The sequence below is a fragment of the Exiguobacterium sp. s130 genome (assembly GCF_018619055.1).
GTDB lineage: Bacteria > Bacillota > Bacilli > Exiguobacteriales > Exiguobacteriaceae > Exiguobacterium_A.
In genome coordinates, this window is record NZ_JACSNI010000002.1 from 417,282 (window position 1) to 443,642 (window position 26,361).

The 26,361-nt window shown below is 47.0% G+C and carries 28 protein-coding genes; 5 read left to right on the forward strand and 23 right to left on the reverse strand.

What is annotated here, in order from left to right:
* Positions 1 to 211: 211 nt before the first annotated feature.
* Genes HZS85_RS06090 through yvfG form a run of 3 tightly spaced genes read right to left on the reverse strand, consistent with a single transcriptional unit; the run spans position 212 to position 1,311 of the window.
* Positions 212 to 421 (reverse strand): hypothetical protein, encoded by a 210-nt coding sequence (locus HZS85_RS06090; RefSeq protein WP_214854368.1) that lies wholly within the window; start codon positions 419 to 421, stop codon positions 212 to 214.
* 60 nt (positions 422 to 481) lie between these two features.
* Positions 482 to 1,093: an NUDIX hydrolase gene (locus HZS85_RS06095; protein ID WP_214854371.1), complete on the reverse strand. Its 612-nt coding sequence runs from the start codon at positions 1,091 to 1,093 to the stop codon at positions 482 to 484.
* Positions 1,090 to 1,311 (reverse strand): protein YvfG, encoded by a 222-nt coding sequence (gene yvfG, locus HZS85_RS06100; protein WP_214854374.1) that lies wholly within the window; start codon positions 1,309 to 1,311, stop codon positions 1,090 to 1,092. The genes HZS85_RS06095 and yvfG overlap by 4 nt, the downstream gene beginning before the upstream one ends.
* Before the next feature lie 88 nt (positions 1,312 to 1,399).
* Between yvfG and HZS85_RS06105 the strand changes: the two genes are divergently transcribed.
* Positions 1,400 to 2,974 carry an FAD-dependent monooxygenase gene (locus tag HZS85_RS06105; RefSeq protein ID WP_214854377.1) on the forward strand — a complete coding sequence of 525 codons (1,575 nt, stop codon included), beginning with the start codon at positions 1,400 to 1,402 and terminating at the stop codon, positions 2,972 to 2,974.
* A gap of 33 nt (positions 2,975 to 3,007) precedes the next feature.
* On the forward strand, positions 3,008 to 3,325 hold the full coding sequence (locus tag HZS85_RS06110; RefSeq protein ID WP_056062146.1) for a hypothetical protein: 318 nt from the start codon (positions 3,008 to 3,010) through the stop codon (positions 3,323 to 3,325).
* A gap of 43 nt (positions 3,326 to 3,368) precedes the next feature.
* Here HZS85_RS06110 and HZS85_RS06115 read toward each other — a convergent pair whose 3' ends face one another.
* The 7 genes from HZS85_RS06115 to recU form a co-directional block, all read right to left on the reverse strand.
* A complete protein-coding gene (locus HZS85_RS06115; protein WP_214854380.1) occupies positions 3,369 to 3,923 on the reverse strand; it encodes a nuclease-related domain-containing protein in 555 nt (184 codons plus the stop codon).
* A gap of 128 nt (positions 3,924 to 4,051) precedes the next feature.
* Entirely contained in the window at positions 4,052 to 4,366 is a 315-nt protein-coding gene (gpsB, locus tag HZS85_RS06120) for a cell division regulator GpsB (RefSeq protein ID WP_035407267.1), read from the reverse strand.
* A gap of 5 nt (positions 4,367 to 4,371) precedes the next feature.
* Positions 4,372 to 4,932, reverse strand: a complete 561-nt coding sequence (locus HZS85_RS06125; protein WP_035407264.1) for an SLOG family protein — start codon at positions 4,930 to 4,932, stop codon at positions 4,372 to 4,374.
* On the reverse strand, positions 4,929 to 6,134 hold the full coding sequence (locus HZS85_RS06130; protein WP_214854383.1) for a ribonuclease H-like domain-containing protein: 1,206 nt from the start codon (positions 6,132 to 6,134) through the stop codon (positions 4,929 to 4,931). The genes HZS85_RS06125 and HZS85_RS06130 overlap by 4 nt, the downstream gene beginning before the upstream one ends.
* Positions 6,131 to 8,395, reverse strand: coding sequence for a DEAD/DEAH box helicase (locus HZS85_RS06135; RefSeq protein WP_214854387.1), 2,265 nt, complete (start codon positions 8,393 to 8,395; stop codon positions 6,131 to 6,133). The genes HZS85_RS06130 and HZS85_RS06135 overlap by 4 nt, the downstream gene beginning before the upstream one ends.
* A 97-nt stretch (positions 8,396 to 8,492) precedes the next feature.
* The gene (locus HZS85_RS06140) at positions 8,493 to 11,180 is read right to left on the reverse strand and encodes a PBP1A family penicillin-binding protein (protein WP_214854390.1); all 2,688 of its coding nucleotides are present in this window, start codon (positions 11,178 to 11,180) and stop codon (positions 8,493 to 8,495) included.
* 20 nt (positions 11,181 to 11,200) lie between these two features.
* Positions 11,201 to 11,827: a Holliday junction resolvase RecU gene (gene recU / locus HZS85_RS06145; protein WP_035409519.1), complete on the reverse strand. Its 627-nt coding sequence runs from the start codon at positions 11,825 to 11,827 to the stop codon at positions 11,201 to 11,203.
* A gap of 74 nt (positions 11,828 to 11,901) precedes the next feature.
* Here recU and HZS85_RS06150 point away from each other — a divergent pair, with 74 nt between their 5' ends.
* Positions 11,902 to 12,204: a DUF1798 family protein gene (locus tag HZS85_RS06150; RefSeq protein ID WP_023468613.1), complete on the forward strand. Its 303-nt coding sequence runs from the start codon at positions 11,902 to 11,904 to the stop codon at positions 12,202 to 12,204.
* A gap of 172 nt (positions 12,205 to 12,376) precedes the next feature.
* Positions 12,377 to 13,291: a DUF3800 domain-containing protein gene (locus HZS85_RS06155; RefSeq protein WP_023468614.1), complete on the forward strand. Its 915-nt coding sequence runs from the start codon at positions 12,377 to 12,379 to the stop codon at positions 13,289 to 13,291.
* Between the two features lie 38 nt (positions 13,292 to 13,329).
* On the opposite strand, the gene nth is transcribed toward HZS85_RS06155, so the two are convergent.
* The 10 genes from nth to panB all read right to left on the reverse strand — a co-directional run bounded on the left by nth (position 13,330) and on the right by panB (position 22,830).
* Positions 13,330 to 13,986, reverse strand: a complete 657-nt coding sequence (gene nth / locus HZS85_RS06160) for an endonuclease III (protein ID WP_214854393.1) — start codon at positions 13,984 to 13,986, stop codon at positions 13,330 to 13,332.
* A gap of 4 nt (positions 13,987 to 13,990) precedes the next feature.
* On the reverse strand, positions 13,991 to 14,569 hold the full coding sequence (locus HZS85_RS06165) for a DnaD domain-containing protein (RefSeq protein ID WP_023468616.1): 579 nt from the start codon (positions 14,567 to 14,569) through the stop codon (positions 13,991 to 13,993).
* 77 nt (positions 14,570 to 14,646) lie between these two features.
* Positions 14,647 to 15,936, reverse strand: a complete 1,290-nt coding sequence (gene asnS / locus HZS85_RS06170) for an asparagine--tRNA ligase (protein ID WP_396201014.1) — start codon at positions 15,934 to 15,936, stop codon at positions 14,647 to 14,649.
* Positions 15,937 to 15,965: 29 nt separating this feature from the next.
* Positions 15,966 to 17,147 carry a pyridoxal phosphate-dependent aminotransferase gene (locus HZS85_RS06175; RefSeq protein WP_214854399.1) on the reverse strand — a complete coding sequence of 394 codons (1,182 nt, stop codon included), beginning with the start codon at positions 17,145 to 17,147 and terminating at the stop codon, positions 15,966 to 15,968.
* Between the two features lie 14 nt (positions 17,148 to 17,161).
* Positions 17,162 to 17,629, reverse strand: coding sequence for a hypothetical protein (locus tag HZS85_RS06180; RefSeq protein ID WP_214854402.1), 468 nt, complete (start codon positions 17,627 to 17,629; stop codon positions 17,162 to 17,164).
* Positions 17,626 to 17,796, reverse strand: coding sequence for a YpmA family protein (locus tag HZS85_RS06185; RefSeq protein WP_012370646.1), 171 nt, complete (start codon positions 17,794 to 17,796; stop codon positions 17,626 to 17,628). The genes HZS85_RS06180 and HZS85_RS06185 overlap by 4 nt, the downstream gene beginning before the upstream one ends.
* Positions 17,797 to 17,858: 62 nt before the next feature.
* A complete protein-coding gene (gene dinG / locus HZS85_RS06190) occupies positions 17,859 to 20,672 on the reverse strand; it encodes an ATP-dependent DNA helicase DinG (protein WP_214854405.1) in 2,814 nt (937 codons plus the stop codon).
* Between the two features lie 105 nt (positions 20,673 to 20,777).
* The gene (panD, locus tag HZS85_RS06195; protein WP_029341994.1) at positions 20,778 to 21,161 is read right to left on the reverse strand and encodes an aspartate 1-decarboxylase; all 384 of its coding nucleotides are present in this window, start codon (positions 21,159 to 21,161) and stop codon (positions 20,778 to 20,780) included.
* A gap of 2 nt (positions 21,162 to 21,163) precedes the next feature.
* The gene (gene panC, locus HZS85_RS06200; RefSeq protein ID WP_214854408.1) at positions 21,164 to 21,994 is read right to left on the reverse strand and encodes a pantoate--beta-alanine ligase; all 831 of its coding nucleotides are present in this window, start codon (positions 21,992 to 21,994) and stop codon (positions 21,164 to 21,166) included.
* Positions 21,991 to 22,830 (reverse strand): 3-methyl-2-oxobutanoate hydroxymethyltransferase, encoded by an 840-nt coding sequence (panB, locus tag HZS85_RS06205; RefSeq protein ID WP_214854411.1) that lies wholly within the window; start codon positions 22,828 to 22,830, stop codon positions 21,991 to 21,993. Before panB ends, panC begins: the two co-directional genes overlap by 4 nt.
* A gap of 88 nt (positions 22,831 to 22,918) precedes the next feature.
* On the opposite strand from panB, the gene HZS85_RS16875 reads away from it, so the two are divergent.
* On the forward strand, positions 22,919 to 23,041 hold the full coding sequence (locus HZS85_RS16875; RefSeq protein WP_256429275.1) for a hypothetical protein: 123 nt from the start codon (positions 22,919 to 22,921) through the stop codon (positions 23,039 to 23,041).
* Between the two features lie 37 nt (positions 23,042 to 23,078).
* On the opposite strand, the gene HZS85_RS06210 is transcribed toward HZS85_RS16875, so the two are convergent.
* From HZS85_RS06210 to bshA, 3 genes are read right to left on the reverse strand one after another with little or no spacing between them, the layout of a single operon-like run.
* The gene (locus HZS85_RS06210) at positions 23,079 to 24,050 is read right to left on the reverse strand and encodes a biotin--[acetyl-CoA-carboxylase] ligase (RefSeq protein WP_214854414.1); all 972 of its coding nucleotides are present in this window, start codon (positions 24,048 to 24,050) and stop codon (positions 23,079 to 23,081) included.
* Positions 24,020 to 25,153 (reverse strand): CCA tRNA nucleotidyltransferase, encoded by a 1,134-nt coding sequence (locus HZS85_RS06215; protein WP_251137855.1) that lies wholly within the window; start codon positions 25,151 to 25,153, stop codon positions 24,020 to 24,022. Before HZS85_RS06215 ends, HZS85_RS06210 begins: the two co-directional genes overlap by 31 nt.
* Positions 25,140 to 26,282, reverse strand: a complete 1,143-nt coding sequence (bshA, locus tag HZS85_RS06220; protein WP_214854417.1) for an N-acetyl-alpha-D-glucosaminyl L-malate synthase BshA — start codon at positions 26,280 to 26,282, stop codon at positions 25,140 to 25,142. The genes HZS85_RS06215 and bshA overlap by 14 nt, the downstream gene beginning before the upstream one ends.
* Between the last annotated feature and the right edge of the window lie 79 nt (positions 26,283 to 26,361).

A 26,361-nucleotide genomic window follows, 5' to 3' on the forward strand; every position in this document is an offset into this window, starting at 1 on the left:
ATTCGTTGTGTAGCAACGCTTTTATATTTTGTAACCGTTCCGTTACGATTCATCTTTTGTTACTCTTTTGTAATAAATGTATCTTTTCGATGTTTTCAGTCATTTCGATTGACCTATCTACACTCCAGCCAATATCATATTTCATTATTATTCAATTTGTTGAATGAACATAAAAAAAGCACACCATAGTAGCTTGGTATGCTTTCATGTATTATTTTGTTTTACGTTCTAACAATTCAATCTCTGTCTTTAACAAGACTTGTTTTTCAAATTCTAAACCGAGTGCCTCAAAGTTTTTCGTATGGGATACATCACCGACGACCGTATTTGTCAATACAGCTGTTACTTCCGCAACCCAGCCTTCTTTTGTTTTTACCATATCACCAACGATATAATCGAATAACTCTTCTGTTTCTTCCATTTGACTCATCTCCTGACACGTTCAATTACAGTTAATCATATAAAATAACGACCAAAAAAGCTAGTCACGCGTCAATTGAGCTAAGAACTGGCGCAAGATTTTAGCGGTTAATCCCCAAATTAGATAATCCCCGTGCTCATAGAAATGCTCCGTGACTGTATACGTACGATCGAGATATGCTTCTCGATTCGCCATTCGTTCGGTCGGCACTTCCTTACCAGGGCGTATCCGCCACTCCATATCCCCTTTGATTGGTTTCGAAGTCATCAATTCTGTCAAGGATACGAGAAAGACATGATCGACTTCTGCCGGTGAAGGATTAAAATCCGTTGCATGTAGAATACCAAGATACGGATAAATAATTGACCGGTTCGGTGTTACGAGTGGTTCGAGCGTTCCAATCACTTCAATCTCGGAAGCACTGACATTTAATTCTTCAATCGTTTCACGGATGGCTGCTGCTTTCGGTAATTCACCGATATCGATCCGACCACCCGGAAAAGCGATTTCGCCTGGTTGCGAACGTAGGGTTTTAGCTCGTACTTGAAATAACAGATAGACTTCGCCATCCTGTTCAACCAAAGGAACGAGTACGGCTGCTGCATGTCGAGGTAAACGTTCTTCTGAATCTACATAGTGTTTTCGGATATCGGCTAAGTTCACCTGCTTCATCGCCCTTCTTGTGCCACGTGTTGGTACGCTTCTTCAAGATGACGCATACGAACGATCAGATCCGCATTTTTAGCGATCCGGTCCGATAAAATCGACCCTGCTACCGTCTTGTAGTAGGCGTTTAAAGCATTGCGCTTTGTCAGATGAGCCTCGTTCTGACGGATATATTCCTTAAAATTCGCAATCAATCGTTCTGTCGTAAAAAGTTGTTCGTTCACAAGTTTCATCCTTTCACACGTCGAGCGTGTCATCAATAGTTTAATGGTAACGAGTTTTGGCTAAGATGTAAATTAAGGGGGGTTATCCGTGAATAAAAAATTAGATGTCCTCATTATTGGTGCCGGACCAACCGGTTTAACACTCGCACTCGCACTCTCGCGCTATGGATTATCCTTCCGCATCGTCGAACGTGCAAGTGGACCATCTGTCGTCTCCAAAGCCATCGGCATTCAAGCACGTTCCCTTGAATTGTTCGCAAGACTTGGCGTGGCAGAAGATTTAATGGAAAATGCGATCAAAATCAATCAAGGAAACCTCTATGTTAATGGTGCATGGCAGGCAAAGCTTGATTTTACTGATTTAAATACACCTTTTCCGTTTGTTACGCTCTTGCCTCAAAGTGAGACGGAACGGATTCTCGAAGCACGACTCGCCACTTACGGACATATCGTTGAACGAGATACGGAATTAACAGGATTCGCTCAATTCCCAACGTTCGTTACTGCTACCTTACAACATAAAGGAGAGACAGAGACGGTAGATGCTTCCTTTATCATCGGAGCTGATGGCGCGAATAGCTTTGTTCGTCGAGAACTTGGACTTCCATTTAGCGGAAAATCGTTCAAAGAGTCGTGGGCATTGGCCGATATCGAAGTCGACTGGCCGCTCTCTTCCGAAGAGGTCCACATTTTCTTCTCTGATCATGGAGTCATCGAGTCTTTCCCACTTCAGTCAAATTTATTCCGCATTACAGGCAATCTAACGAGCGGACCTGTTCCAACTGATCATAAAGCGATTGATGATTTTTTACAAAATCGAGCCAAAGTACCGTTCGAGCTAAAAAAAGTCCATTGGTACTCCATGTTCCGTGTCCATAATCGAATTATCGAGAAATTTGGTCACCATCGAATTTATTTGATTGGGGATGCGGCACACATCAATTCCCCTGTCGGTGGTCAAGGAATGAATACAGGGATTGCTGATGCGATGAACCTTGCTTGGAAACTTTGGTGTGTGCATCAGTTCAAAGCGAGTTTTCCGTTGCTTGATTCTTACAGTGTCGAACGCCGCGAAGCGGCACAAGGTATCTTACGATCAACGAATTTAGCAACCGAACTCTTGCAGATCAACATTCCGTTTTTGTTGCCTCTACAAGAAAAAGTCATTCGAAATAGTCTCAAAATCGCACCCTTACATCATTTCGTGACAAATCGAATTGCTCAACTCAACAGTCACTACCCAGCAAGCCTGACCTTTGTCACGCAAGGACACTTCAGTCCATTGACACCTAAGCCGGGTGAACCGATGCCTTACAGTGAAGTCGTACATCCGCGGACGAAAAAAAATGAACTCTTGTTACGTCGCGCGGATCGAAATTTCTTATTACTGTTGTTCTTACCAAAAAACGCAACTGACGATCTTCTTGAGCCATTTAAGGAACTCGCCTATACCTATCCAGATCTATTTGAGACAGTACCCATCCATCAATCCCTTAAAGAGGATGGTGTCGTCGATCAAGGTGGCGAACTCGCACGACGCTTCGGCATTAAGCAATCCGGACTATATTTGATTCGCCCTGACGGTTATATCGCGTATCGCCAGCAAGGTTTAAAAAGTAAATCGTTCGCCCGTTATGTTGAACGTTTACTTTATGCGCGCTAACTCGGTATGATAGAAGATGAGGTGAAGGCAGATATGGATATACAACTGATTCGAACGATTTTGATCATTCTTCTGATTGTGGCATTTCTTGTCATCGTCAGTAGACGAGCGAAGGAAAATCTCCGATGGTCGCTTCTCGGAGAAGCATTCGGTGAAAAAGGAGAAGATTTATTGAAGGATGCTGCTCGACTAGAGGCAGCTGATCTAGACATTCGAGTCGAACGTGGCGTCAAGACTTCGTTTTTATTCCGACGCTTCAGTAAAGATTTAGACGATCGCGTAGCGGTGTATGTCTTAAAAGAAGACCTGGATCAAGCCGAGAACATCCTTGCGTCTCGACCAAGACGATAAATTTAAATGAAAGGCAGTGAAGCGTTCGCTTCACTGCCTTTATTCATTCCTGTTGCTGCGCGAGATAAAACGCGACTTGTTTTCGTTCTTGCTCTTGAACAGGAGAGGATTTCTTTGAAACAATGAACGCTCGCACATCTTTGAATGTATGACCCGTCGGAAATTTAATTCGTTCCGTCCGCATCTGTGGTGCATTCGGAAAAAGTGTGATGCCATGAATCGGTATGACGATCCCTTGTTTTTTTAGCGTTTTTCGAACCATTTGGACAATTCGTTTCGATTGATTAATCGGATGGGGTGAAAACACCTTTTTCCCATGCATAGGATCGATGACATGACAGGATTCTTCCGTCATCCATTTAACGACTGCATCGTTTTGCAACACAAGAAACAACCCTTTTGGACCAATCAAAGCAAAGGGAATGATAATCGTTTCAGTTAGACGTATACGTTCAAATAACATCCAATCAAAACGACATACATGACGGATTTCATTGCAGAGCGCATCTGTTTCATGCGTCATCGTATTCACTTGCTTACTTGCAAAAAAGCGACGGCGTGGTGGTGCCGGAACAGAAGCAGTCATGACTTGTAACATGATTCATCATCCTTTGTAATATGTATTAGTAGTTATCTTAACACCGTTTTCGTATACATGACGATTCTTTCAAAAAGAAGGAAATCAAAAAAGACATTTCTGACGATTGGCAGAAATGTCTTTTTTCATTAGTCTTGATGAGGGCGACCGAAAACCGCCTTCTCAAGATTCGAAATACGACGTAACATGTCATAATTGGACGAGCTCGACACTTGCGGTTCAACGTGTTCGACACGACGCTCTTCCCGTTTTTCTGGTTGAGCCGGTGCTTGTTTCAACGCCTCATTCTCTTTCTTCAGACGCTCGATTTCACGTTCGAATCCTTCATAGTCTTTAATGATTTGATCCAAGTACCCATCGACATCCTCGATGACATAGCCACGGAGGCCGGTCTTGAATTCCTTTTTGTAAATATCGTCCGCTGTCAACAATGGCTTATACATCCTCTTCACTCCCACTGATCATTGTATTGTAATTCTTGTTCGAGCCAAGATAAATCATCTTGTGTAATCAAAAATAACTGATAATCGGATTGTTCCATTTCCATTCTAGCACGCTCTACTAAAAATTTCGCTGATCCTCCATGCTCTTCATCAAAAACCGACAACAATCCTTGGCTTTTTTGGATCATGAATTCAGTTTTATTGCGCAACTGCGATGGATCCGTATACGGTTTCTGACTGATTGCTTCGACAAAGTCAGCTTGTTCAAGAATCGAAAGATACTGTGCTTGGACTGGTTCTTTCCAGCGCGCTTCCTGTTCTAAAAACGGCAAGAGGATACCAAGATGAATATCTGGATACTCTTCTTTTAATTCAAGAACGACCTCGCATGCCCAGATTTCGCATCCAGGCGAGGCATTCGTAATGAACCACTCTGTTCCACGGTCTTCAATCAAGCGAATCATCCGCTCTCGGTATGCTGCCTTTAAGACCCGGATACCCGGGTGTTTTTGATCAAAGATGCCTAGTTCATTTGGTTTGTATCCTGTGATGGCGACTACTTTCACGAGTTACACTTCCTTTTTAACCGACGTTCTCGATGATCCAGTTCAGCTAATATTCGTTCTTTTTTAGTGATTAACCAATGATGCCGTTCGACGTGTTGTCGTGCTCGTTCCGTATAATCATAAGCAAGCACAGGATTTTTTGCAATGTGCTCTGCCCACTTCGCAAGTTCGAGATACCCCAAGTAACTATCGCTTTTTAAAAAGCAGTCTCTAGCTTGTTCATGGTTCTTCATTTTTTTATGCAAATACCCTTGGCGTAGCCATCCTTCTGATGATAATTCTTTAACCTGCTGAAAATGAGCATGGGATTCTTCATGGATTCCAAGATCCGCTAACCAAATCGCGATGTTCTCTTGAATAGGAGAAGGTGCTTCCGCCCGATGCGTGACAAGACGGTTACACGCATCATACAGTCCAACGAGCGTTAGACAGTCATCTAGATGATGTTGTAAGACGCCCATCATGATTTCCGGTTGCTGATGTTCGACATATTGGAAATAATGCATTGGTGCCAAAAAACCAGGTAGGTCACCTTCCCGCTCGAACCCAATCCGCTCTTCCATCGCTGTCAATCGATACGAGTCATACATTCCTTTAAAAATGCGCCGCGCAACATGGAGTAAATCAAGATGACCGACTTTCGGTAATCGTGGAACACGTTCCCGAACGAAAACGTGTCGTGTCTTGATTTGCGGCCAATCAAAGCTTTTTCCATTATAGGTCACGAATCGGACATCATCCCCGATATCATGCAGGAAATGATGGTAAAAGGCAGCCTCAAAGTGCGGATGCGGTAAGAAATATTGTCGCATCAACAATCCTCCCTGCTCAAAGCGCGCAAACCCGAGTAAAAAAATCGTCGTTCCGGTTCCCCGCAATCCTGTCGTCTCCGTATCAAAGAAGATGACCTGCTCAAGTGGGACATCCAGCGCAAGTGGTGGATGAGGAAGCTGTAAAGACTCATACACTTCGGCAAAACTCCGGTCTCCATGCCGGTCCGTCAAAGCATAGCGTTTGTCGATCCTGACAATCCACTCTTGTTCGAATGTTAAGATATCCGCCCCACGATCAATCCAGGCTTGTTGCTCTTCAGTCCATCCACTTGTTGGCTTTAGCGTTTCCACTTCGAGGACAGAAGGCTCTATATTCTCCGATGAGACGTCTGATGTAGATTTCAGCATTCGTCTAAGACGATTTTTCATGATAATTCCTTCTCCATTTCTGCTAACAACTGAATCGTTCGTTCTTTCTCGTCTGCTACGCCGACCATGCCGATACAAGCAGGACAACCGTCCTGGCAAGGACATGTGACAATCGAATCACGCGCTGCGCGTAGCATGACACCACGTTGTTTGTAGATTGATTCTGCGAGACCAACGCCTCCAGGATAACGATCATATAGATAGACGGTCGGTTGCTGCGTGTGTGTCGCCTTGACTTGCGGCACGACGAAGACATCACTAGCGTCACACATCAAATAAAGCGGAGCAACACGTCGTAAACTATTCGCGACACCTTCCAACACTTGTTCAAGCTCCGTCGAGGAGCGTGCATGATCGGGTAAGGTGAACCAGACACCTGTCGTATGAATCTCTCGTTCTGGTAAGTGAATCGGACCAGACCCGATGTTCTCATGTGTTCCGAACTTGATCTTCTTGAACATCGTCGCCATCCCCCGAACACTGACATCTCCACGCGCAACACTGTATTCTCCCACTGCATACTGTTCATCTTCTTCGAGAACGGAAAGGTCGACTGAAAAATTAGCATCTGTATAATAATCAACGTCTACTGCACGGACGAATGCTTTTTTCTCCTCAAAATCCAAGTACTCGACTTGGTATTGATCGGCCCCATGCAAATAAATGGCTTCGTCATGTAACAACGTCATTGCACTAAAGGTATCCATCTCGCCGATGACTCGATTCGGTACCTCGGTCTGATCGACAATGATGACATTCTCTTGATCACTCGACCGTAGCGATATCCCGTGTGCTGGAAACGCGTCATTCATCCAATAAAAACGATCGCCTCGCTCATGCAGGACACGCTCTTCGACTAAGTACTCGAGGATGTCTTCCGTATCAAGCGTTCCAAATGATTCGCCTTTCGTAAAAGGCAGTTCAAACGCCGCACATTTGACGTGATCGACGGCAATGATCAAATTATCTGGATCAAGTCGCGCTGCTTCCGGGGATTGATTCAAGAATAACTCTGGTCGTTCCGCAACATATTGATCGAGCATACCAGATGAGGCGACAAGAATGATTAGTGCATCATCTTGCCGACGCCCCGCTCGTCCTGCTTGTTGCCAAAGTGAAGCAATCGTACCTGGATAGCCGTTCATGATACACACTTGCAGTTGACCGATGTCGACACCGAGTTCAAGAGCATTTGTCGAGACGATACCTGTGATTTCTCCTTGGCGTAACCGTCGTTCGATATCGCGACGTTCACTTGGTAAATAACCACCCCGATACCCTTCGATGGATCGAGGACCAAGCTCGTGCGGATAGATACTTCTCAGATACGTCAGTAAGACTTCGACGCGGACGCGAGACCGTGCAAAGACGATTGTCTGAAACTTGTTCTTGATGAAGCGCATCGCTAATTGTTTTGTCTCAAGTGTCGCCGAGCGTCGAATACCGAGTTGTGCGTTGACGATCGGTGGTTGATAGACGAGAAAATGTTTTCGTCCTGTCGGCGCACCATTCTCATCAATTAGTCCGACTGTTTTCTCCGTTAATCGTTCGGCTAGTTCCTTTGGATTTGCAATCGTTGCACTTGTCATGATGAAGACGGGATTACTGCCATAATACCGACAAATCCGTCGTAAGCGACGAATGACATTCGCGACATGACTGCCAAAGACACCGCGATACGTATGAAGCTCATCGATGACGATATATTTTAAGTTCTCAAATAGTTCGATCCATTTTGTATGATGTGGTAAGATTCCGGAATGTAGCATATCTGGATTCGTAATGACGATGTTCCCGGCTTTTCGTACTTTTGTTCGAATCGTCGGTGACGTATCTCCGTCATATGTGAAACAACGGATTGGAGCCTCTAATTGATCGATCAGTTCGAGTAACTCACTATTTTGATCTTGTGCCAGCGCTTTTGTCGGGTACAGATACAACGCTCGTGCGTTTGGATGTTCGAGCAAGTGTGATAAGACCGGTAAATTAAAACAATAAGTCTTTCCCGAGGCGGTTGGTGTGACGATGACCGTCGACTCGCCTGCTTGTACGCGTTCATACGCCAATCCTTGGTGACGGTATAACTGAGTGATGCCACGTGTCCGGAGAGCTTGGCGCAAGCGTTCCGGTAACTGTTCTGGAAAATCGACATAGCGTCCCGCTGTCGCTTCCATCGTTTTCATATACGTAATCCGCTCCATGAATGAACGGTCCTGTTTCAATTCTTCAAGAAATGCAACGAGCGTTTGTTTCGCTTGCATGCCTTCACTTCCTTCCACTTTTCATTATACAAAAAAAGAAGCAAGACCAAAGAACGATCTACTCGTCTTTGGTCTTGTCTTTCTTTACAAGTCGTGCTTATGGTGTTGTAGAATTCGTAGCGTCGTTTCCACGACCATTATTTCCATTATCATTCGAGTTGTTTCGTTCCGTTGAACCGTTCGAATTGTTTTGTGCATTCGCACCATCATTTGAATTCGGTGTATCTGTTGACGGTTCATCCGTCGTTGGTTCGTCTGTCGTTGACTCGTCCGTTGACGGTTCATCCGTCGTTGACTCGTCCGTCGTTGGCTCGTCCGTTGACTCGTCCGTCGTTGGCTCGTCTGTCGTTGACTCGTCCGTTGACGGTTCGTCCGTTGACGGTTCATCCGTCGTTGACTCGTCCGTCGTTGGCTCATCCGTTGACTCGTCCGTTGACTCGTCCGTCGTTGGCTCGTCCGTTGACGGTTTTTCTTCTTCAGGATCGGTGACCGTTACCGTCGTCGAGACTGGTCCCGATTTTTCTCCTGACGCTTTCGCTACGACTTGGAATATCGAGCGACCTGGCTTTAACCCACTGATACTGATTCGATTCGTCGTACTCGTTCCGACTGTCGATGATTTACCATCAGCATCTGTCATCTTCACTTCAAACGATACATTATCATACCCATTGGCACGAAGCGCAGCGTCATTGTAGTTCCAAGTCAGTTCACCGCTCTTTTCGTCTTCATCGTAAGATGCTTGTAATCCAGTCGGAGCGGGTACCGTCTTTTTTTCAACGACAGGTTCCTTCGTCCCTTTCACGTATAATTCGTTTCCGATACTGAGGACAGAACTTGGTTGTTCAAATGGCGCTGGCGTTCGATCGCGTGTTTTTGTAATGAAATCTTTCCAGATTTGCTGTGCCATCGTACTGTTATATGGACCACTGAGTCCGGATCCATTGTTGTTTCCTGATTTCGTTGTTCCTGTCCAGACACTGATCGAGACATCAGATGTATATCCTGCAAACCAGACATCTTTATAAGCATTGGTTGTCCCTGTCTTACCGGCTGCATCAAACGACAACCCAGCACTTGGGAACGTACCACCTGGTTTCAAGACATCACGAAGCATATCCGTCAACATATAAGCTGTGTAGTCTTCCATCGCCTTTTTCGATTTGATTGGTGACTTGATTTTAGATCCGTCACTGTACTCAATCGATTTAATGACGTGTGGTTTGATGTAATCGCCCCCATTACCCAGTGTTGCATAAGCTCCTGCCATCTGAGTCGTATTAAAACCATGCTTCATCCCACCAATTGCATAAGCTGGTGAAATCGACTCATCGTCTTTCATTTTCAAGCCAGACTTTTCAGCGAATGCTTCGACTGCATCCCCACCAATTTCTTGGAACGTTTGAATGGCAGGTGTGTTAGCCGAGATTTTCAACCAATGACGAATCGTATTCGTACCACGATATCCATCATAATAGTTTCCAATCTCTTTTCCGTTGACTTCTGTCGGCTTATCCGTCAATTGTTTCGCAGTCGACCATTTGTCATTTTCGATGGCAGGACCGTATGCGAAGAATGGTTTTGCGGATGATCCCGGTTGATGGGGTTCATTTGCATAGTTTCGTCGCGCTGTTCCTTTACCTGGATTTTTACCATCGACGACTGCAAGAATTTCTCCGGTTTGCGTATTAATTGCCGTAGCAGCCGTTTCAGCATATTCCGGTAATTGAACGATTTGATCTTTTTTGATCGCTTCGTTCATATAGTCATGCATCGGCTTATCAATCGACGTATAGATCTTTAACCCTTGACCATAGATATCTTTTCCTTCTAGACCAAAATCATCTTCTAACTCTTTTGATACCATGTCGAAGATGACACTATCATATGATTCATCTTTCGTTGACTTCGGCGCCGGATTGATTAATTTCGAAATTGGTTGTTTGACCGCTTTATCTCGTTGCGCTTTTGTAATGACGCCTGTCGTTTGCATCGCATTGAGGACTTGTGTCTGACGCCATTTCGTTAGCTTCGGATCTCCTTTGATGGGATCATAAGCTGTCGGACGTTGCGGTAATCCCGCGAGCATTGCAGCTTCCGCATAATTCAACTTATCAACTGATTTATTGAAATAGGCTTTTGAAGCGGTCTGGATGCCAAATGAGTTTTGACCATAGTAGTTTTTATTCAAGTACATCTCTAAAATCTGATCTTTCGTATAATCCTGCTCTAAGCGGATCGCAAGCCATTGCTCTTGGACTTTCCGTGTGATTGTTTTATCAAAGCTGAGGAATGATTGTTTGACGACCTGTTGTGTGATCGTCGAAGCGCCTTCAGAACCAAATCCATCGGTGACGTTTGCGATGATGGCACCTCCGAGACGGCGGAAATCAATCCCGTTATGCTGATAAAAGCGACGGTCCTCGATCGAGATGAATGCGTCCTTGACGACTTCTGGTACTTCATCGATCGACACATATTCTCGGCTCGTTCCGCCTTTTGTGATTTCCTCTTTATTACTTGCATAAATCTTTAACGGTAAGGCATCACGAAGCTCTGCTTCATCAAGCTCAGGTGCCGTAGCAATCGCATAAGCCGCAAATCCGCCTCCGATCAACATCATCAAGATGAATAATCCGGTAGCAATCAACAATAACTTTTTCCAGAGTGGACCTTTCCCACCGGATCCTCCACCTGATTTTTTCTTTTGGGGACGTTTCGTCCGTTTCATCTTTTTCTCAGATGACTTCGTCTCTTCACGACGTGCGACACGACTTCTTTCCATATGCTATCCTTCTCCTTCAATCAAAAAGTGTCTGAATTGAAATATAGTTCGTCCACTGCCTTTAAATAATCGATAGCAGGGTACGCGCCAGTCTCGACTTTGATACCGTCTTGTTCGATGATCGTCAGCGGAATGGATTTCCGTCCGCTTTCGAGTTGATCCCACCAGGGGAACACGTGCTCGACTGAAAGCACATATTGCACATTATACAGACTGAATCGAATGATGACAAAACAAATTCCTCCATGTTCGACACATTGACGCATGTGTGCGATTTGATGGGGGTGAAAATTTTTTATCGGGAAGGACGTTTTATTTGTCGTCTCCTTCGCTTCGAAATCAATATATTTTCCGCGGTAGACACCATTATAATCGGTCGTCGATGGTTGCTTAAAATAAGCTTCTTTGACGACAGCTGCAGACCGCTTTGGATAATCCACTTGAACGATTTGTAACGGAGTGGGTTTCTTGTGAATGATTGCCCGATTATGAGTCAGATAAAACGTATTACTTTCATTCAATAATTTTTCGAGCGTCATCCCACGATTTGAAAAGGTTGAATCGGTTGATCGTGCCTTCTTGATTCGGGTTCCGTGCGACTCGAGTGGCTTTTGAAATTTTTTCCCATTCGGGTAGTTCAAAACGATTCCCCTCCTATCGTGTTTATTGTACCATGATATGTGATTGTACCGTATCGGCCGAGAGGAGTAGTTAAAAACCAATGACAATTGAACCGTTATTACAAGAGATTGAACGTATATATCAAGAAGGACGTGCCGGAACCGAATATGACTTCAATCGAGACGTCGTACCGTTCGTCGAACGAGCAGATCAACTGATTGCGCAGTGGCAAACGAATGCCCAAGATAGTCCTTACTTACGTCCGAGCATGGTCGAAAGTGCTGTGGATCAACTGAAGCAGATTTCTGTCCAAGCCTTTCAGCCGAAGACGAGTCTGAAACGTTTCAATGAAACGATTAAATCCGTCCGCTATATCGATCGATTGATGAATGGCGAAGAATAATAATTAAAAACAGGAGTTATCTTCCTTGAGTCGAACACCTAATCTATAAGGGAATGTTTCACCGGTTTCACTTGCCAGGCTATAGCTTTTCAGTCGCCTAGCGTGTAAAGTGGCATCAAGAGCATTTCTTTCTTAAGACTGTGTAATTATCGTGCAATTGGAGGAGATTCATTTGAACAAACGGGTACAATCGAACGTCAAAGGCGTTGATGTCAAAGGATTTCCTAAGAACTCAACCCCTGCCCCGAAGAAATACATCATGTTCGTTGACGAGACGGGAACACCTAAGGGGAATACACAATTCAATCTAACAGGTGTCTTGATGGAATATAAATATGCCATCGATTCGGATGAGACGGGCGAACCGAGTCCGCTTCGTCAACGTTTGATGGACTTCAAGGCAAAAGTCTTTGAGGATCCACATATTCCGCTTCATCTCAAAGAAATTTTAAAAGCCGAACATCCATATGGAAAAGAAGACGGGATCACGATCGATATGTTGCGTCACTTCTGGATTGCCTTACCGGAATTTTTAGTCGATATCGATTGTACGATCGTCAGTGTCGAAGTCGATAAACAGAAGCTGCAAGACTTCTTCTCGACACCGAAGGATCCGTATGTCGTTGCCTTCGCTCATCTAATGAAATCGTTCTATTCCTTCCTTGATGAGACAGAAGCAACGAGTGCACGTGTTGTGCTTGAAAGTCGTGATGATTATCAGAACTTGCTGATTCAAAAGGCATTCTTCGATATCTTCAATTCAGGAACGGTCCATCTCGACGTTGAAAAAAGCCGTCAAAAAATCAAGGGCTTCATCTTTGCTGAAAAAGACAGCGACCTCTACCAATCTGGTCTTGAGATTGCCGATTTGGTCTGCTTACCTTTGTCCCGCGTCCGTCGTGGTGTCATCGAGGTAAAACCACGGTTTGTCCATTATGGGGACGAAAACCGGATTTTTAAAGCCATCAAAGATAAAATTTACATTCGCCGCGATAGCCCGGACCAAGATTTCCGAAACTGGGGTTTCAAAAAAGTACCGATCACGAAAAAGCGTCGTGAATGGTCCGATACCCCTTGGAATGGTTGATGACTCAAAAAAAGTGGATCCGATAGGGATCCACTTTTTTATGGTGTCGCTAATCCTTTTGTCCGCTTTTTCCCTTCTCGACACATGTCGAGTAACGGGCAAGCTTCACAGTTCGGACGTTGTGCCTTACAGTGATAACGTCCAAAGAAGATGAATTGATGATGGAGTTTTGACCAACGTTCTCGTTTGAAACGGCGCATGAGTGTCGCTTCAACCTGTGTGACATTATCCTTCCACCGACAGATTCCGAGACGTTTCGAGACGCGCTCGACATGTGTATCAACCGCAAATGCCGGGACATCGAAGGCGACAGACAAGACGACATTTGCCGTTTTACGCCCGACACCAGGTAATGCTTCAAGTTCGGCTCGTTCCGTCGGGACTTCACCGTCGTGTTGCGCAAGGAGTTGTGCTGCCAGTGCCTTGATGTTTTTGGCTTTATTCCGGTATAATCCAAGTCGTTTGATCTTGTCCTCGATTTCCTCAACCGGTGCCGCAGCAAGTGAAGCAGGATCTGGATAAGCAGCAAATAATCCAGGCGTCACCTGATTGACGAGTACGTCGGTCGCTTGCGCACTCAGTGCGACCGCAACGACCAGTTCAAACGGATTGCGGTGAATCAACTCGCAAAATGCATCCGGAAACATCTCTTCTAACGTCGCTTCAATCCGATCGATTTCTGCTTTCCGTAACATCTACTCAGCCTCCTCGCCCGGCAAGATCCTCAAGTGTCTTGATGCCTTCGCGTTCCCATGTTCGTAAAATTTGATTGATATAAGTCATCTTGCGAACGTTATGATAGACCGCTTCTCGAAGTGCAGCGAGCACGAGCTCTTCCGAAATATTTTCGATCGTCAACCACTGAATGATTTGCTCCATCTGAAATGGGGACATCATGCCCAGTTCCCGTTCGAACTGTTGGAAGACAGACGGGTTGATTGTATCAAAGTTTGGTGCTTCCTGTTCCGGTGGTGCCATCAGTTTTTCGTAAAGTGGCACAAGCGAATAACGTTCTGATCCGTTGACATTCTCCATCGCTAGTAATCCTTTTTGCAATAGACCGAGAGTCGTCTCGATCGTTTCCGTCTCGGATAGTCCAAGTCGATTACTTAACTCTTCCGGAGACGGCATCTCCATGCCTTCTGCCCGACAGGCAAACAGTTGACCAATTAACGTGAACTCGACAAAACTGATACCTAATCGTTTTGCTTCGGTGAACAATCGTTTCGGTAAGACGACCGTCCCTTCCTCGAATAATTGCACTAAATTATGATTCATCGTATTTCCTCGATTCTCTAGTCTAAACAAGAAATCGACCCGTCGAGACGATGGGTCGATGTTTTTCCTTACTCTGCTTAAGGATAGAGACGGTTCAGCAGACGTGGGAACGGAATCGTTTCCCGAACGTGCTCGACGCCTGTAATCCAAGCAACTGTCCGTTCTAAACCAAGACCGAAGCCACTGTGTGGAACAGAACCGTATTGACGTGTTTCAAGATACCATTTATAGGCACCCGTCTCATCAAGACCATGTTTCTTCATCTCCGCGAGAAGTTTGTCATGATCTTCTTCACGTTGTGAACCACCGACGATTTCCCCGTATCCTTCAGGGGCAATCAAATCATCACATAAAACGAAATCTGGGTTTTCCGGATCTTCTTTCATGTAGAACGGTTTGATCGCTTTTGGCCAGTGCGTGATGAAGACAGGGCGCGCAAAGCTGTTGGCGATTGCTGTCTCGTGTGGTGCACCAAAGTCATCGCCGAATTCGATATCGTCGAATCCTTGCTCCTTGAGCATGTCGATTGCTTCTGTATACTTGACGCGTGGGAACGGTGCGTTAATGTTTTCAAGGACCGTCAAGTCACGTCCAAGCAATTCGAGTTCAGCACGGCAATTTTTGAGTGCCGATTGCACGAGGTGCGAGACGTAGTTTTCTTGGACTTCGAGGTTCATCTCGTGATCGTGGAACGCCATCTCCGGCTCCATCATCCAGAATTCGATCAAGTGACGACGTGTTTTTGATTTTTCAGCACGGAACGTCGGACCGAACGAGAAGACCTTTCCAAGTGCCATCGCTGCCGCTTCCATATAAAGCTGGCCAGATTGTGAAAGATAAGCATCTTCATCGAAATATTTCGTGTGGAACAATTCTGTCGTTCCTTCTGGCGCACTACCTGTTAAGATTGGCGGATCCACTTTGATGAATCCTTCTTGGTTGAAGAATTCGTATGTCGCACGAATCAATTCATTCCGAACGACCATGACCGCATGCTGACGCTTTGAACGTAACCAGAGGTGACGGTTATCCATCAAGAAATCCGTTCCGTGTGCTTTTGGTGTAATCGGATAATCGATCGCTTCATGGATGACTTCGATTTTTGAAATTTCCATTTCATGACCGATCGCTGTCCGACCGCCATCTGATTTGATGACACCTGTCACCCAAAGTGATGATTCCTGTGTTAAGCCTTTTGCTTGTTTAAATAAGTCTTCGCCGACCGTTTCTTTAACGACGACACCCTGCATGAATCCCGAGCCATCCCGAAGTTGGAGGAAGGCGATTTTACCACTCGAGCGTTTGTTTGCTAACCAACACCCAATCGTCACTTCTTCTCCTACATATTTATTTACATCCCGAATCATTGTTTTCAACAGTCAACATCCTCTCTCTATTAAACGGCTGTATGGGCCGTGATGAATCCTTCAATCCGGTCGAGTGCCTCTAAGACACGTGCCGGGTCCGTCGCATAAGATAGGCGGACATAGTCCGGTGCACCAAATCCTGAACCTGGAATCAAGGCAACCTTCGCTTCAGATAAAACAGCTGTACACCAGTCATCGACATTATCGAATCCACACATCTCAGCAGCTTGCTTTGCATGTGGGAACAAGTAGAATGCCCCTTCCGGCTTCAGACACGTTAATCCTTCAATCTCGATGAGTCGTGCATAGATTTTTTCAAGTCGTTCTTCAAAGATGACACGCATCGCTTCGACCGGTGCATCACCTTCAGCATACGCAGCAACCGATGCTGCTTGCGCAATCGATGTCGGATTCGACGTTGAATGGCTCGCTAAGTTCGTCATCGCAGAGATGATCTCCTTCGGTCCGATTGCATACCCGATCCGCCAGCCTGTCATCGCATGGGACTTCGAGACACCATTGATGATGACCGTCCGTTCGCGCATTTCTGGTAAGGACGCGATCGAAATATGTGTCGCACCGTTATAGAGCAACTTTTCATAAATCTCGTCACTGATGACGAGTAGATCGTGCTTGATTGCAACATCTGCTACCATCTCGAGCTCTTCTTTCGAATAGACCATTCCTGTCGGATTCGATGGTGAGTTCAAGACGAGTGCTTTCGTTTTTGGGGTAATATGTTGCTCGAGCAATTCCCGTGTCACTTTGAAGCGAGACGATTCGTCCGTCTCTAAAATGACCGGTACGCCGTCACTGAGTTTAATTTGCTCTGGATAACTGACCCAGTATGGTGCTGGGACGATGACTTCATCGCCTGGGTCGAGAATCGCTTGGAACAACGTTGATAGTGCATGCTTTGCTCCTGAAGCGACCATGACTTCTGAACGTTCATATGGCATCCATAAGTCACGGCGTGTTTTTTCAATGATCGCATCCTTCAAGGCAACCGTTCCGCCAGACGGCGTGTATTTCGTATCGCCTGCTTCTGCTGCCTCGAATGCTGCTTGGATGATGAATTCCGGTGTATTGAAGTCGGGCTCTCCCGCACCTAAACCGATGATGTCTTGACCTTCTTCACGTAGTGCCTTGGCTTTCGCTGTGATGGCTAGCGTCGTAGATGGTGTCAATTGTCGTACGCGTTTCGATAACATGTCGCCCACTCCCTTTACTTGATTCGTAATCGTTTGATGAAAGAACCTTCTTGATACGTGTAATACGAATAATCATAGCCTGTCGTTGTCTTTGAAACGATCTCGATGACGGCACGATCCTCAAAGCCGTACTTAGCAGACACGATATCTCCGAGTTCCGGATGATCCGCGATAACGGTCTTGATGGCAAAACCATCGGCAACCGGTCGTGTCTCAATCGCTCCTTTTTTCGGAACGAACGCCCGTACCGCCTGTCCACTCTGCTTCATCGTAAAAACGACATATTGGCGTTTCCCGTTAAAGATAGATTCGAACCGGACGTCCGTTGGCTTGAGTTCTTTTTTCAGACGTGCCTCTGCTTGCTCGGCGACGCTCTGTTCCCGGTCTTTTGCCTCAGCAATCGTCACCTGATAAACGGCTGTTCCAAGAACAGCCAAGATGATGAGTGCGCTCAGCAGACCAAGCGTGACTTTCCACTTCATGTGCGGTAGATGGTGAAGACCATCTGCTCCTTATCTTTTTCATCGAGAGCAAGACCGAACATTAAATCTTCCGTTTTCAGCGTCCGGTTCAATAAGTCGACGATTTTATACGTATCGTCATGGCGATTCACTTTGACGGTCGCAAGTGTTTCAATTTTTGAATCCATCTGTATGTCCTCCCTCATTTTTCTCTATCTATTATAATGCGATAGGGTTTATCTGAATAGACTCAATCGCCATCATTCAAGAACAATTCTAGTTCTGCCGTCAGTTCGTCGAGTGGTTTTGATAAAACAGGCACTTTCGGCAGACTCGTGACAAATCGTTTTCCATAACGCGTCGTCTCGATCCGGCGATCGAGCACGAAGACGACACCACGATCGTTCGTCGTCCGGATCAAGCGACCAAACCCTTGTTTAAAGCGAATGATTGCTTGCGGTAGGCTGTATTCGAAAAATGATGATTTTCCGAGTTTTTCAATCCGTTCCGAGCGTGCTTGGACGATTGGTTGATCCGGTGGCGCGAATGGTAGGCGGACGATGACGAGACAACTGAGATCATCTCCCGGGATATCGACCCCTTCCCAAAAACTAGCCGTCCCGAACAAGATACAGGCATCGAGTTGCTTGAACTGTTTCATCAGTCGTTGCCGTGAACCTTGCGTGACCCCTTGCGAGAGTAATGTAAACCGGTCTGGCAGCAACGGCTTCGTCGCCTCATGCGTCAGTCGTAGCAAGTCGTTCGAGGTAAATAAGACAAGCATCCGTCCCTCCGTCACCTCTGCGATTTGTAAGATGGCTTCCGCAATCGTCTCCGCGAATTCTGGCAATGGCACATCCTGTAAGAGTGGGAGATCCGTCGGAATCATCAGTCGAACGTTTTCGGCATATCCGAACGGCGACGGCACGACGAAACGGCGTGTCTCAAACGCATCGAGTCCTAATCGGTTCTCAATGAACTGGAACTTGTTCGAGACTGTCAACGTCGCCGACGTTAAGATACACGTCCGTTTTGAAAAGACATCGCGTCGTAATCGCTCTGAAATGTCGATTGGTTGTGTGTAGACGCGTGTTAGCTTCCGGTTCTTAACGGACGTCTCGATCCAAGATACCGTGTCATCGAATGGAGCAAGCATCGTCTCGAAGATTGCGAGCTCTGCTTCTTCGATTTGTGCCGTGATCGCTTTTAAATCCGCGACGAGCGAACGCTCCCGATAACTCATTTGCTCCCGGTGTTCATGGAACAGTTTATGAATCGCACGAATTGCTTGACGCAAACGCCGCAACACCAATTCAACCCGCTTGGCACTTTCCTGGACGGCACGCATCGAACGATCGAGTCGCTTAAAGCGAATGCTGACCATTCCTTCCCGTCGTGCTTTGCGGGAAGCCAGTTCGAGCCCATATGCTTGAACGATCATCAGTAGGCCGTCTGCTTCTTCGAGCAAAGTCGTCAGTGCTTCATCGACCGTCTCACTATGGGCTTCAACCATCTCGGCGATATCCCATTCTTCCGACAGATCGAGCAAGCGGTGTAATAATTTTTTGTCAGATGAATACCCGAGTTGGCGGAACAGACGATCAAACGTATGTCCATCAAAGACGAGACCAAAATGATGGCTCGCGACTTCTTCGATTTGGTGTGCCTCGTCAAGAATCAACGGACTTCCTTTCGGTAAGACCCCTGCTTCGAACTGCAGATCACTAAACAACAACGCATGGTTCGTGACGATAATCGTCGCATCTTTCGCTTGGCGAATTGCATGCTGGAAGAAGTCCCGACTGTACCAGGGATCAAACCGTCCAAGCTGCGATTGACTATCGGATTGAATCAATTGCTTGATTCCGATATTGCCTTGCGCTGCACCACCCGGTAAGCTGACTTCCTCTAAATCTCCTGTTTCCGTCTCCGTCAACCAAACGAGGAGAATCGCTTTTGCGAGCGTGAAGTTATAGACATCCTCTTGATCATTCAAGAAAAACTCGAATTTCCGTAAATCGATATAGTTACTTCGTCCTTTAAGCAATGCAATCTGGACCGGCGTATCGAACAATTGACGCAGTAGCGGTAAATCACGCGCGAACAGTTGCTCCTGTAATTGAATCGTGTGTGTACTGACGACAATTGGCACTTCATGTTCGAGCGCGTAGTGCGCTGCCGGGACTAAGTAACCGAGCGATTTCCCGGTTCCCGTTCCCGCTTCGACAAGTAACGGCGTTTCTTGATCGAGCGATTGATAGACATGACGCATCATCTCGAGCTGCCCACGTCGCTCTTCATATCCTTCGAATAGACGAGGGAACGTCACGGCATTCAATTCATCAACGAATGGTCCGAACGGTTCAAGAACGGGTGGATGTGCCAACCGCTCCATCGTCTGGCGCTTTTTCAAAGCGATTTTACGGAAACGATCAAACTGTGAATCCTCCTCGATGCCGACTAAACGAATCGCATGGTCGATTTCCTCTTCGATGGCACTGAACAGGCGTGGTGATAAACGTCTTAAGTGCTTCAATGTCTCAAGCGGCAACGTATGTAGTCGTTTGAGTAGTTCAAGCAACAATTCAGCCGTCGCCGAAGCGTCACTCCCTGCCCGGTGCGCCTCTTGATGGGCAAGTTGTAATGACTCTGACAGATGCGACAGCGCGTGGCTTTCTGCTGTCGGAAGTAAGATTCGTGCGAGTTCGACCGTATCGATGACAGGACCTGTGTACGGCAAGTATCCTTCCTCTTCTAACGCATCGTTTAAGAAGTTTAAATCGAACTGCACATTATGTGCGACGAAGACACCACCATCGAGCAATGATAAGACACGTGGTGCAATGACATCGAATGTCTCGGCCTCTTTGACATCCTCATCCGTGATGCCCGTCAACTGGGAAATGAACGGAGGAATCGGTTGGGTCGGACGCACGAAGGCAGACAATTGTTCTGTCAACTGTCCATCTTCAATGACCGCCATGCCGATCTCAATCATCTCATCGCCAGCCTTTATGGAATGACCTGTCGTTTCCAGGTCGACTACGACGTACTTTTTCTTCAACACTGATCCTCCACCTTTTATCCATCCTCTCCATGACCGGATGGCATTTCATTCTTCATCTTAACAAAAAAAGAGACCCGCTGACATGATCGGGTCTCTAAAATTTCATAAGATCGTGTGGGCGATTTCTTGAGACAACATTTGTTTGATGTCGTTCTGTTCATTTAGAACAGCCACTTTTGGAACATGTGTCGCGATTTCTTCCGTGGATAGTTGCGCGTACGCCATGATGATGACCTCATCTCCGACTTGGAAATGGCGAGCTGCCGCACCGTTCAAACAGATGACACCTGAACCACGAGCACCTTTAATCGCATACGTTTCAATCCGTGCACCGTTCTGATTGTTCGTCACTTGGACTTTTTCATTTTCAAGAATCCCGACAGCATCGAGTAAATCTTCATCGATCGTAATCGAACCAACATAGTGTAAGTTTGCCTCGGTGACCCGGGCCTTGTGTAGTTTAGCGTGCATGAATGTGCGTAACATCGTCATGCTCCTCTCGTATATAGTAAATTATCGATCAAGCGTGCCGATGCAAACTGCACGGCGACAGCTAAGAGAATCGTCGTCGTTTGTTCCGTAACGGGTCTTAGTGAGGGATAGTCGACGGCTTCGACGTAATCGATCGTCGTCCCTTCGAATTGAAGTGCTTCGCGCGTCCGATCGAGAACCGTTTCAACAGGCACCCCTTGATCGAGTGCTTGTTTCGCTTGTTGCAACGCCTGCTGGATGCCCGGTGCTTGCGTCCGCTCTGTTTCCGATAGATAGACATTGCGTGACGATTTCGCTAGACCATCCGCTTCGCGAATGATCGGACAACGGACGATCTCAACCGGAACAAAATAATCAGCGACATACGCTTCAATCAATGCGAGCTGTTGTGCATCCTTTAAACCGAAATATGCACGGGTTGGACGGACGACGTTCAATAGTTTGCTGACGACCGTCAACACACCATCAAAATGTCCTGGTCGTGATGCGCCGCATAAGACATCATCACCGGAGCGGACCGTAACACGGGCCATATCCAGCGGATACATCGTCTCGTTCGTCGGATAGAACAGATAATCGACCCCTTCTGCCTCCGCGATCTTCTGATCGCGTTCCGCGTCTCGTGGATAACGATCCAAATCTTCGTTTGGTCCGAATTGTGTCGGGTTGACGAAAATACTCAAGACGACGACATCGTTCTCTTGTCGTGCTTGTTTGAGCAAAGAGGCATGCCCTTCATGCAAGAATCCCATCGTCGGTACAAAACCGATTGAACCGGCTCCCGCTAAACGTTCGCGTAACGTCTGGACGTCCTGGATGATTTTCATTCTTTGGTCCCTCCATAAAGCGCACCAATCAGTTCTTCGTCCATCTGGAACGAGTGTGCTAGTTCAGGGAAAGCACCGGCTTTGACGTCTTTGACGTAAGCAGCGATTGCTTCCGTTCCTGAAGTATTCCAGTCCGTGTACGCTTTAACGAACTTCGGTAAACGACCGACACCATACGTCAAGATGTCATGATAAACAAGTACTTGACCGGCGACGTCTGCGCCAGCACCGATGCCGATGACCGGAATCGAGAGGAGCTCTTGAATGCGTTTCGCGAGCGGATGCGGTACACATTCGAGGACGAGCATCTTCGCTCCGGCACGCTCTGCTTCCAAACTGTCTGCAATCAGTTGTTCGGCTGCTTCTAGTGATTTCCCCTGGACTTTAAATCCTTCAAGGACACCGACGGATTGTGGTGTTAATCCGAGATGCGCGACACAAGGCATCCCAGCGTCCGTCAAACGACGAATCGTTTTTAAAATCTCCCCTGCCCCTTCCAGTTTCAAGGCATCTGCCTGCGATTCTTGGAAGATACGCGCTGCTGATTCAAGCGTGCGATCAAATGAACCGTGATAGCTTGCGAACGGCATATCGACGATCATGAACGTCTGTGGTGCGCCGCGGCGTACCGCGCGCGCATGATGAACCATGTCGTCGACCGTGACAGCAATCGTTGAGTCATAGCCGAGGATGACGTTCCCGAGGGAATCGCCGACGAGCAACATATCAACTCCTGCTGCCTCTGATAGTTTTGCTGAAGGATAATCATACGCCGTCAACATGACGAGCTTCTCTCCAGCTTGTTGTTTTTTGAGTAATGGACTCATTGTGTGCATCGTGTTCTCTCCTTACGTGTGTAGGGAGGACAAAAGGAAAACGCCTTCTTCTCCAAAATAAATGCATGCGGAAAAGAAGGCGGAATAATTGAATATCGTCCTTCTGTCCCTGTCCGTTAAGATCAAGGCAGTTGAAACAGCTAAAACTGGCACCTGTCAATTCGGTATGGTTCCGGCAAGCGGATACCATCCGTGGCTTTATTATACATGACAGGAAAAGCTCTCTGCAAACCGTCTGATTCAAACCCTCATTCTTTTTCCCAGTAAATCAGCTCTGCCGAATGGAAACGGGTCTCCCCCGTTTCCGTCTCAATCCGAATCGTGCCCGTCTCGTCAATACCAAGCAATGTTCCGGAAGCGGTCATCTGACGTGTCCGTAACGTCACTCGTTCATGTAAGCGATCTGCGAGTGTTTCCCACTCGGAGACGAAAGATCCGAACCCTAGCTCGAGCCACTGTGTGTATAGTCGTTCAAATCGATTCAAAAAAGTCGCGACGACCTCCGCACGTCGGAAAGTTCTTCCTGATTCTCGGACGAGCGAGGTAGCACGATCTTTGATCCCTTCCGGAAACTGCTCGTGATGCACATTGATCCCGATGCCAATGATGACTGAACTGATTCGGTCCGCCTCGGTCTGCATTTCCGTCAAAATGCCTGCCACCTTACGACCGTTGATCAAGATATCGTTCGGCCATTTAATCGTAACCGGAACATTGAATGTTTGGAGAGACTGGGCAAGTGCAATACCTGCTACGAGCGTTAATTGACCTGCTTGGTGCATCGGTACATCCGGTCGGACGAGTAGACTCATTGCGATGCCTTCATTTTTCGCTTCATGCCACGTTCTCCCTAGCTGTCCGCGTCCATTCGTCTGGTGATCGCATACGACGAGTGTTCCTTCCTGCGCTTGCTGTTGCGCTTGCTCATGTGCAATCCGCTGCGTCGTGTCCAGTTCTTCGAAATGAAGGATGTGGCGACCAAGACGCGCTGTCGTTAACCATTGTTCAATGGCAATCGGCGTCAGCAAATCGCCTTCATCGACTAATTGATAGCCTAGTTTTTTATTCGAGATGATCTGGTATCCTTCTTCCTTTAAGGTTTGCATATGTTTCCAAATGGCGGTACGTGAAATATTTAACGTCTCTGCTAATTCCTGTCCGGAGTACCACGTCCGCTGACGAAGTGCGATCAAGATTTGTTCTCGGACTGAGTGCGCCATCGCTCTACCTCCTTCAGTAATGTCACGCGGTCGTTTGGGCAAGCACGCGTGACGACACTGTATTCCAAATGCAAAAGTGCTTCCTTGATCTGTTGTTTTTGAAGACCGAGGCCAATCATGTCTTTTCCGTCGACAGAGAGCTCTTTACGACTGCGAATCGGTAAGTCTGATCGCTCTGGATAATCCGTTCCGGTCATTTCCTGAAGGATCATCAGTTCCTCGTCCGACAACTGATAACGATCCCAGTCTTGTAACGGTCGGTGTAACAGAGGTGTTAAACGCACAGCGAGCTGCACTTGATGTTTCGATCGTTTCCAGCGCGTCAATTGATCTTTCGCAAGACCGGCATCGAGTACGAGTGTCCAGACGGCATCTTTTGAGACACCCTGAAACGACTGCTGCGCTAGTCCTTTGACGATTTCTGAAGTCATACCGGGGAGGTAGCGTTCGATTCCTGTCCGGAGCATCGCCTGTAACGCCTGCTGTTTTCCAGGACCAAGTAAGAGTTTCTCGAACTCGATTGCGATCCGCTCAATCGCAACGGCCTCTAGATGCGGAGCGAGTTTAACGATTGCTCGTTCAGTTGCCTCGTCAAGCGAGAAATCCAGTTGGCTCATGAAGCGGAACGCCCGCATCATCCGAAGCGCATCTTCATTAAAACGTTCAGCTGGTTCGCCGACCGTCCGGATAATTCGCTCTTCGATGTCGCGCGCTCCGCCGAACAAATCCACACGTCCGGATGGTCTGAGTGCCATCGCGTTGATCGTAAAATCACGCCGGGTCAAATCCTCTTCCAAACTAACGCCAAGCGTCACCGCATCCGGTCGCCTACGATCGCTATACGTTGCTTCCGAGCGGAACGTCGTGATTTCGTACGGTATGTGGTTGAGAACGACCGTCACGGTTCCATGCTCGAGCCCAGTCGGAATGACGACAGGGAATAAGTCGATGATCTGTTCCGGTAACATCGAACTCGCTAAATCATAGTCTCCTGGTGTCCGGTCGAGTAACATGTCGCGAACGGCACCACCAACGATATAAGCCTCACCACCCGCTTGTTCGATCGTCTGAATGATATGATGCGCCCCTTCAAGCAAGTTCATGACGCGCACACACCCGTTCATAGACTTGTTCATAACGACGGACGATCTCATTCGAATCAAAACGACGACGAGTATCGCGAATACCCTCTTCTGCCATCCGTTCTCGTAACAACGGATCATCCGCAAGTTCACCGATGCGCGCCGCAGCGACCTTAACGTCGTAAGTCGGAACGATATATCCGGTGACGCCGTCCTGTATGACTTCCGGTAAGCCACCTGCTGTCGAGACGACACTCGGGACCCCAATTGCCATCGCCTCAAGGACGACGAGCCCGAACGCTTCTTTTTCTGACAACAGGACATGAATATCACTAATGGCGAGCAATTGCGCGACGTGTTCCTGTTTACCGGCAAAGATCACTTTGTCGTAAATGCCGAGTTCCTTTGCGCGACGTCTCGTTTGTCCCATCTCTGGACCATCCCCGACGAGCAACAGACGCATCTTCCGGTCTTTCGCTGCAATGGCGAACGCCGCAAGCGTATCATCGATTCGTTTGACCGGTCGGAAGTTCGAGATATGAATGACGACGACTTCGTCCGCTTCGATGCCGTAATGCCGCTTCAAGCGTTCATCCCGCATCGGATAATAGACACTCTCGTCAATCGAGTTCGCAATGACATCGATGTCGTAGTGTGCATTGAGCGTCGCATTCGTCTCAAGTGCTAGACTCTCGGATACGGCCGTGACCGCGTCTGATCGTTCGATGCCGTATCGAATAGCCGGTTGCATCTCTAAATCTTGCCCGATGACGGTGATGTCCGTTCCGTGTAACGTCGTCACGACGGCGACGCCTTTTTTCTTAGCCATGTTTCGTCCGAGATCTGCACAGACCGCGTGCGGAACGGCGTAATGGGCATGGATGACATCAAGATCGAATAAATCAATGATTTCTGCGACTTTTGATGCTAACGTAATGTCGTATGGTGGATATTTAAAAACGGAATACTGGTTGACTTCAACCAAGTGGACCGTGATGTTTGGTCGATATTCCGTCAGGCGAAACGGCATGCTCGACGTAATGAAGTGGACGTCATGTCCACGGTCCGCAAGTTTCATACCGAGCTCCGTCGCGACGACCCCACTCCCGCCGACGGATGGATAACAAAGAATCCCAATTGCTTTTTTCATGATAAAACCACACTCTCTTTATGTCTTCTATTCGTCTCTATTCTAAGCAATATCAATCGGAATGACCATACTGATCACT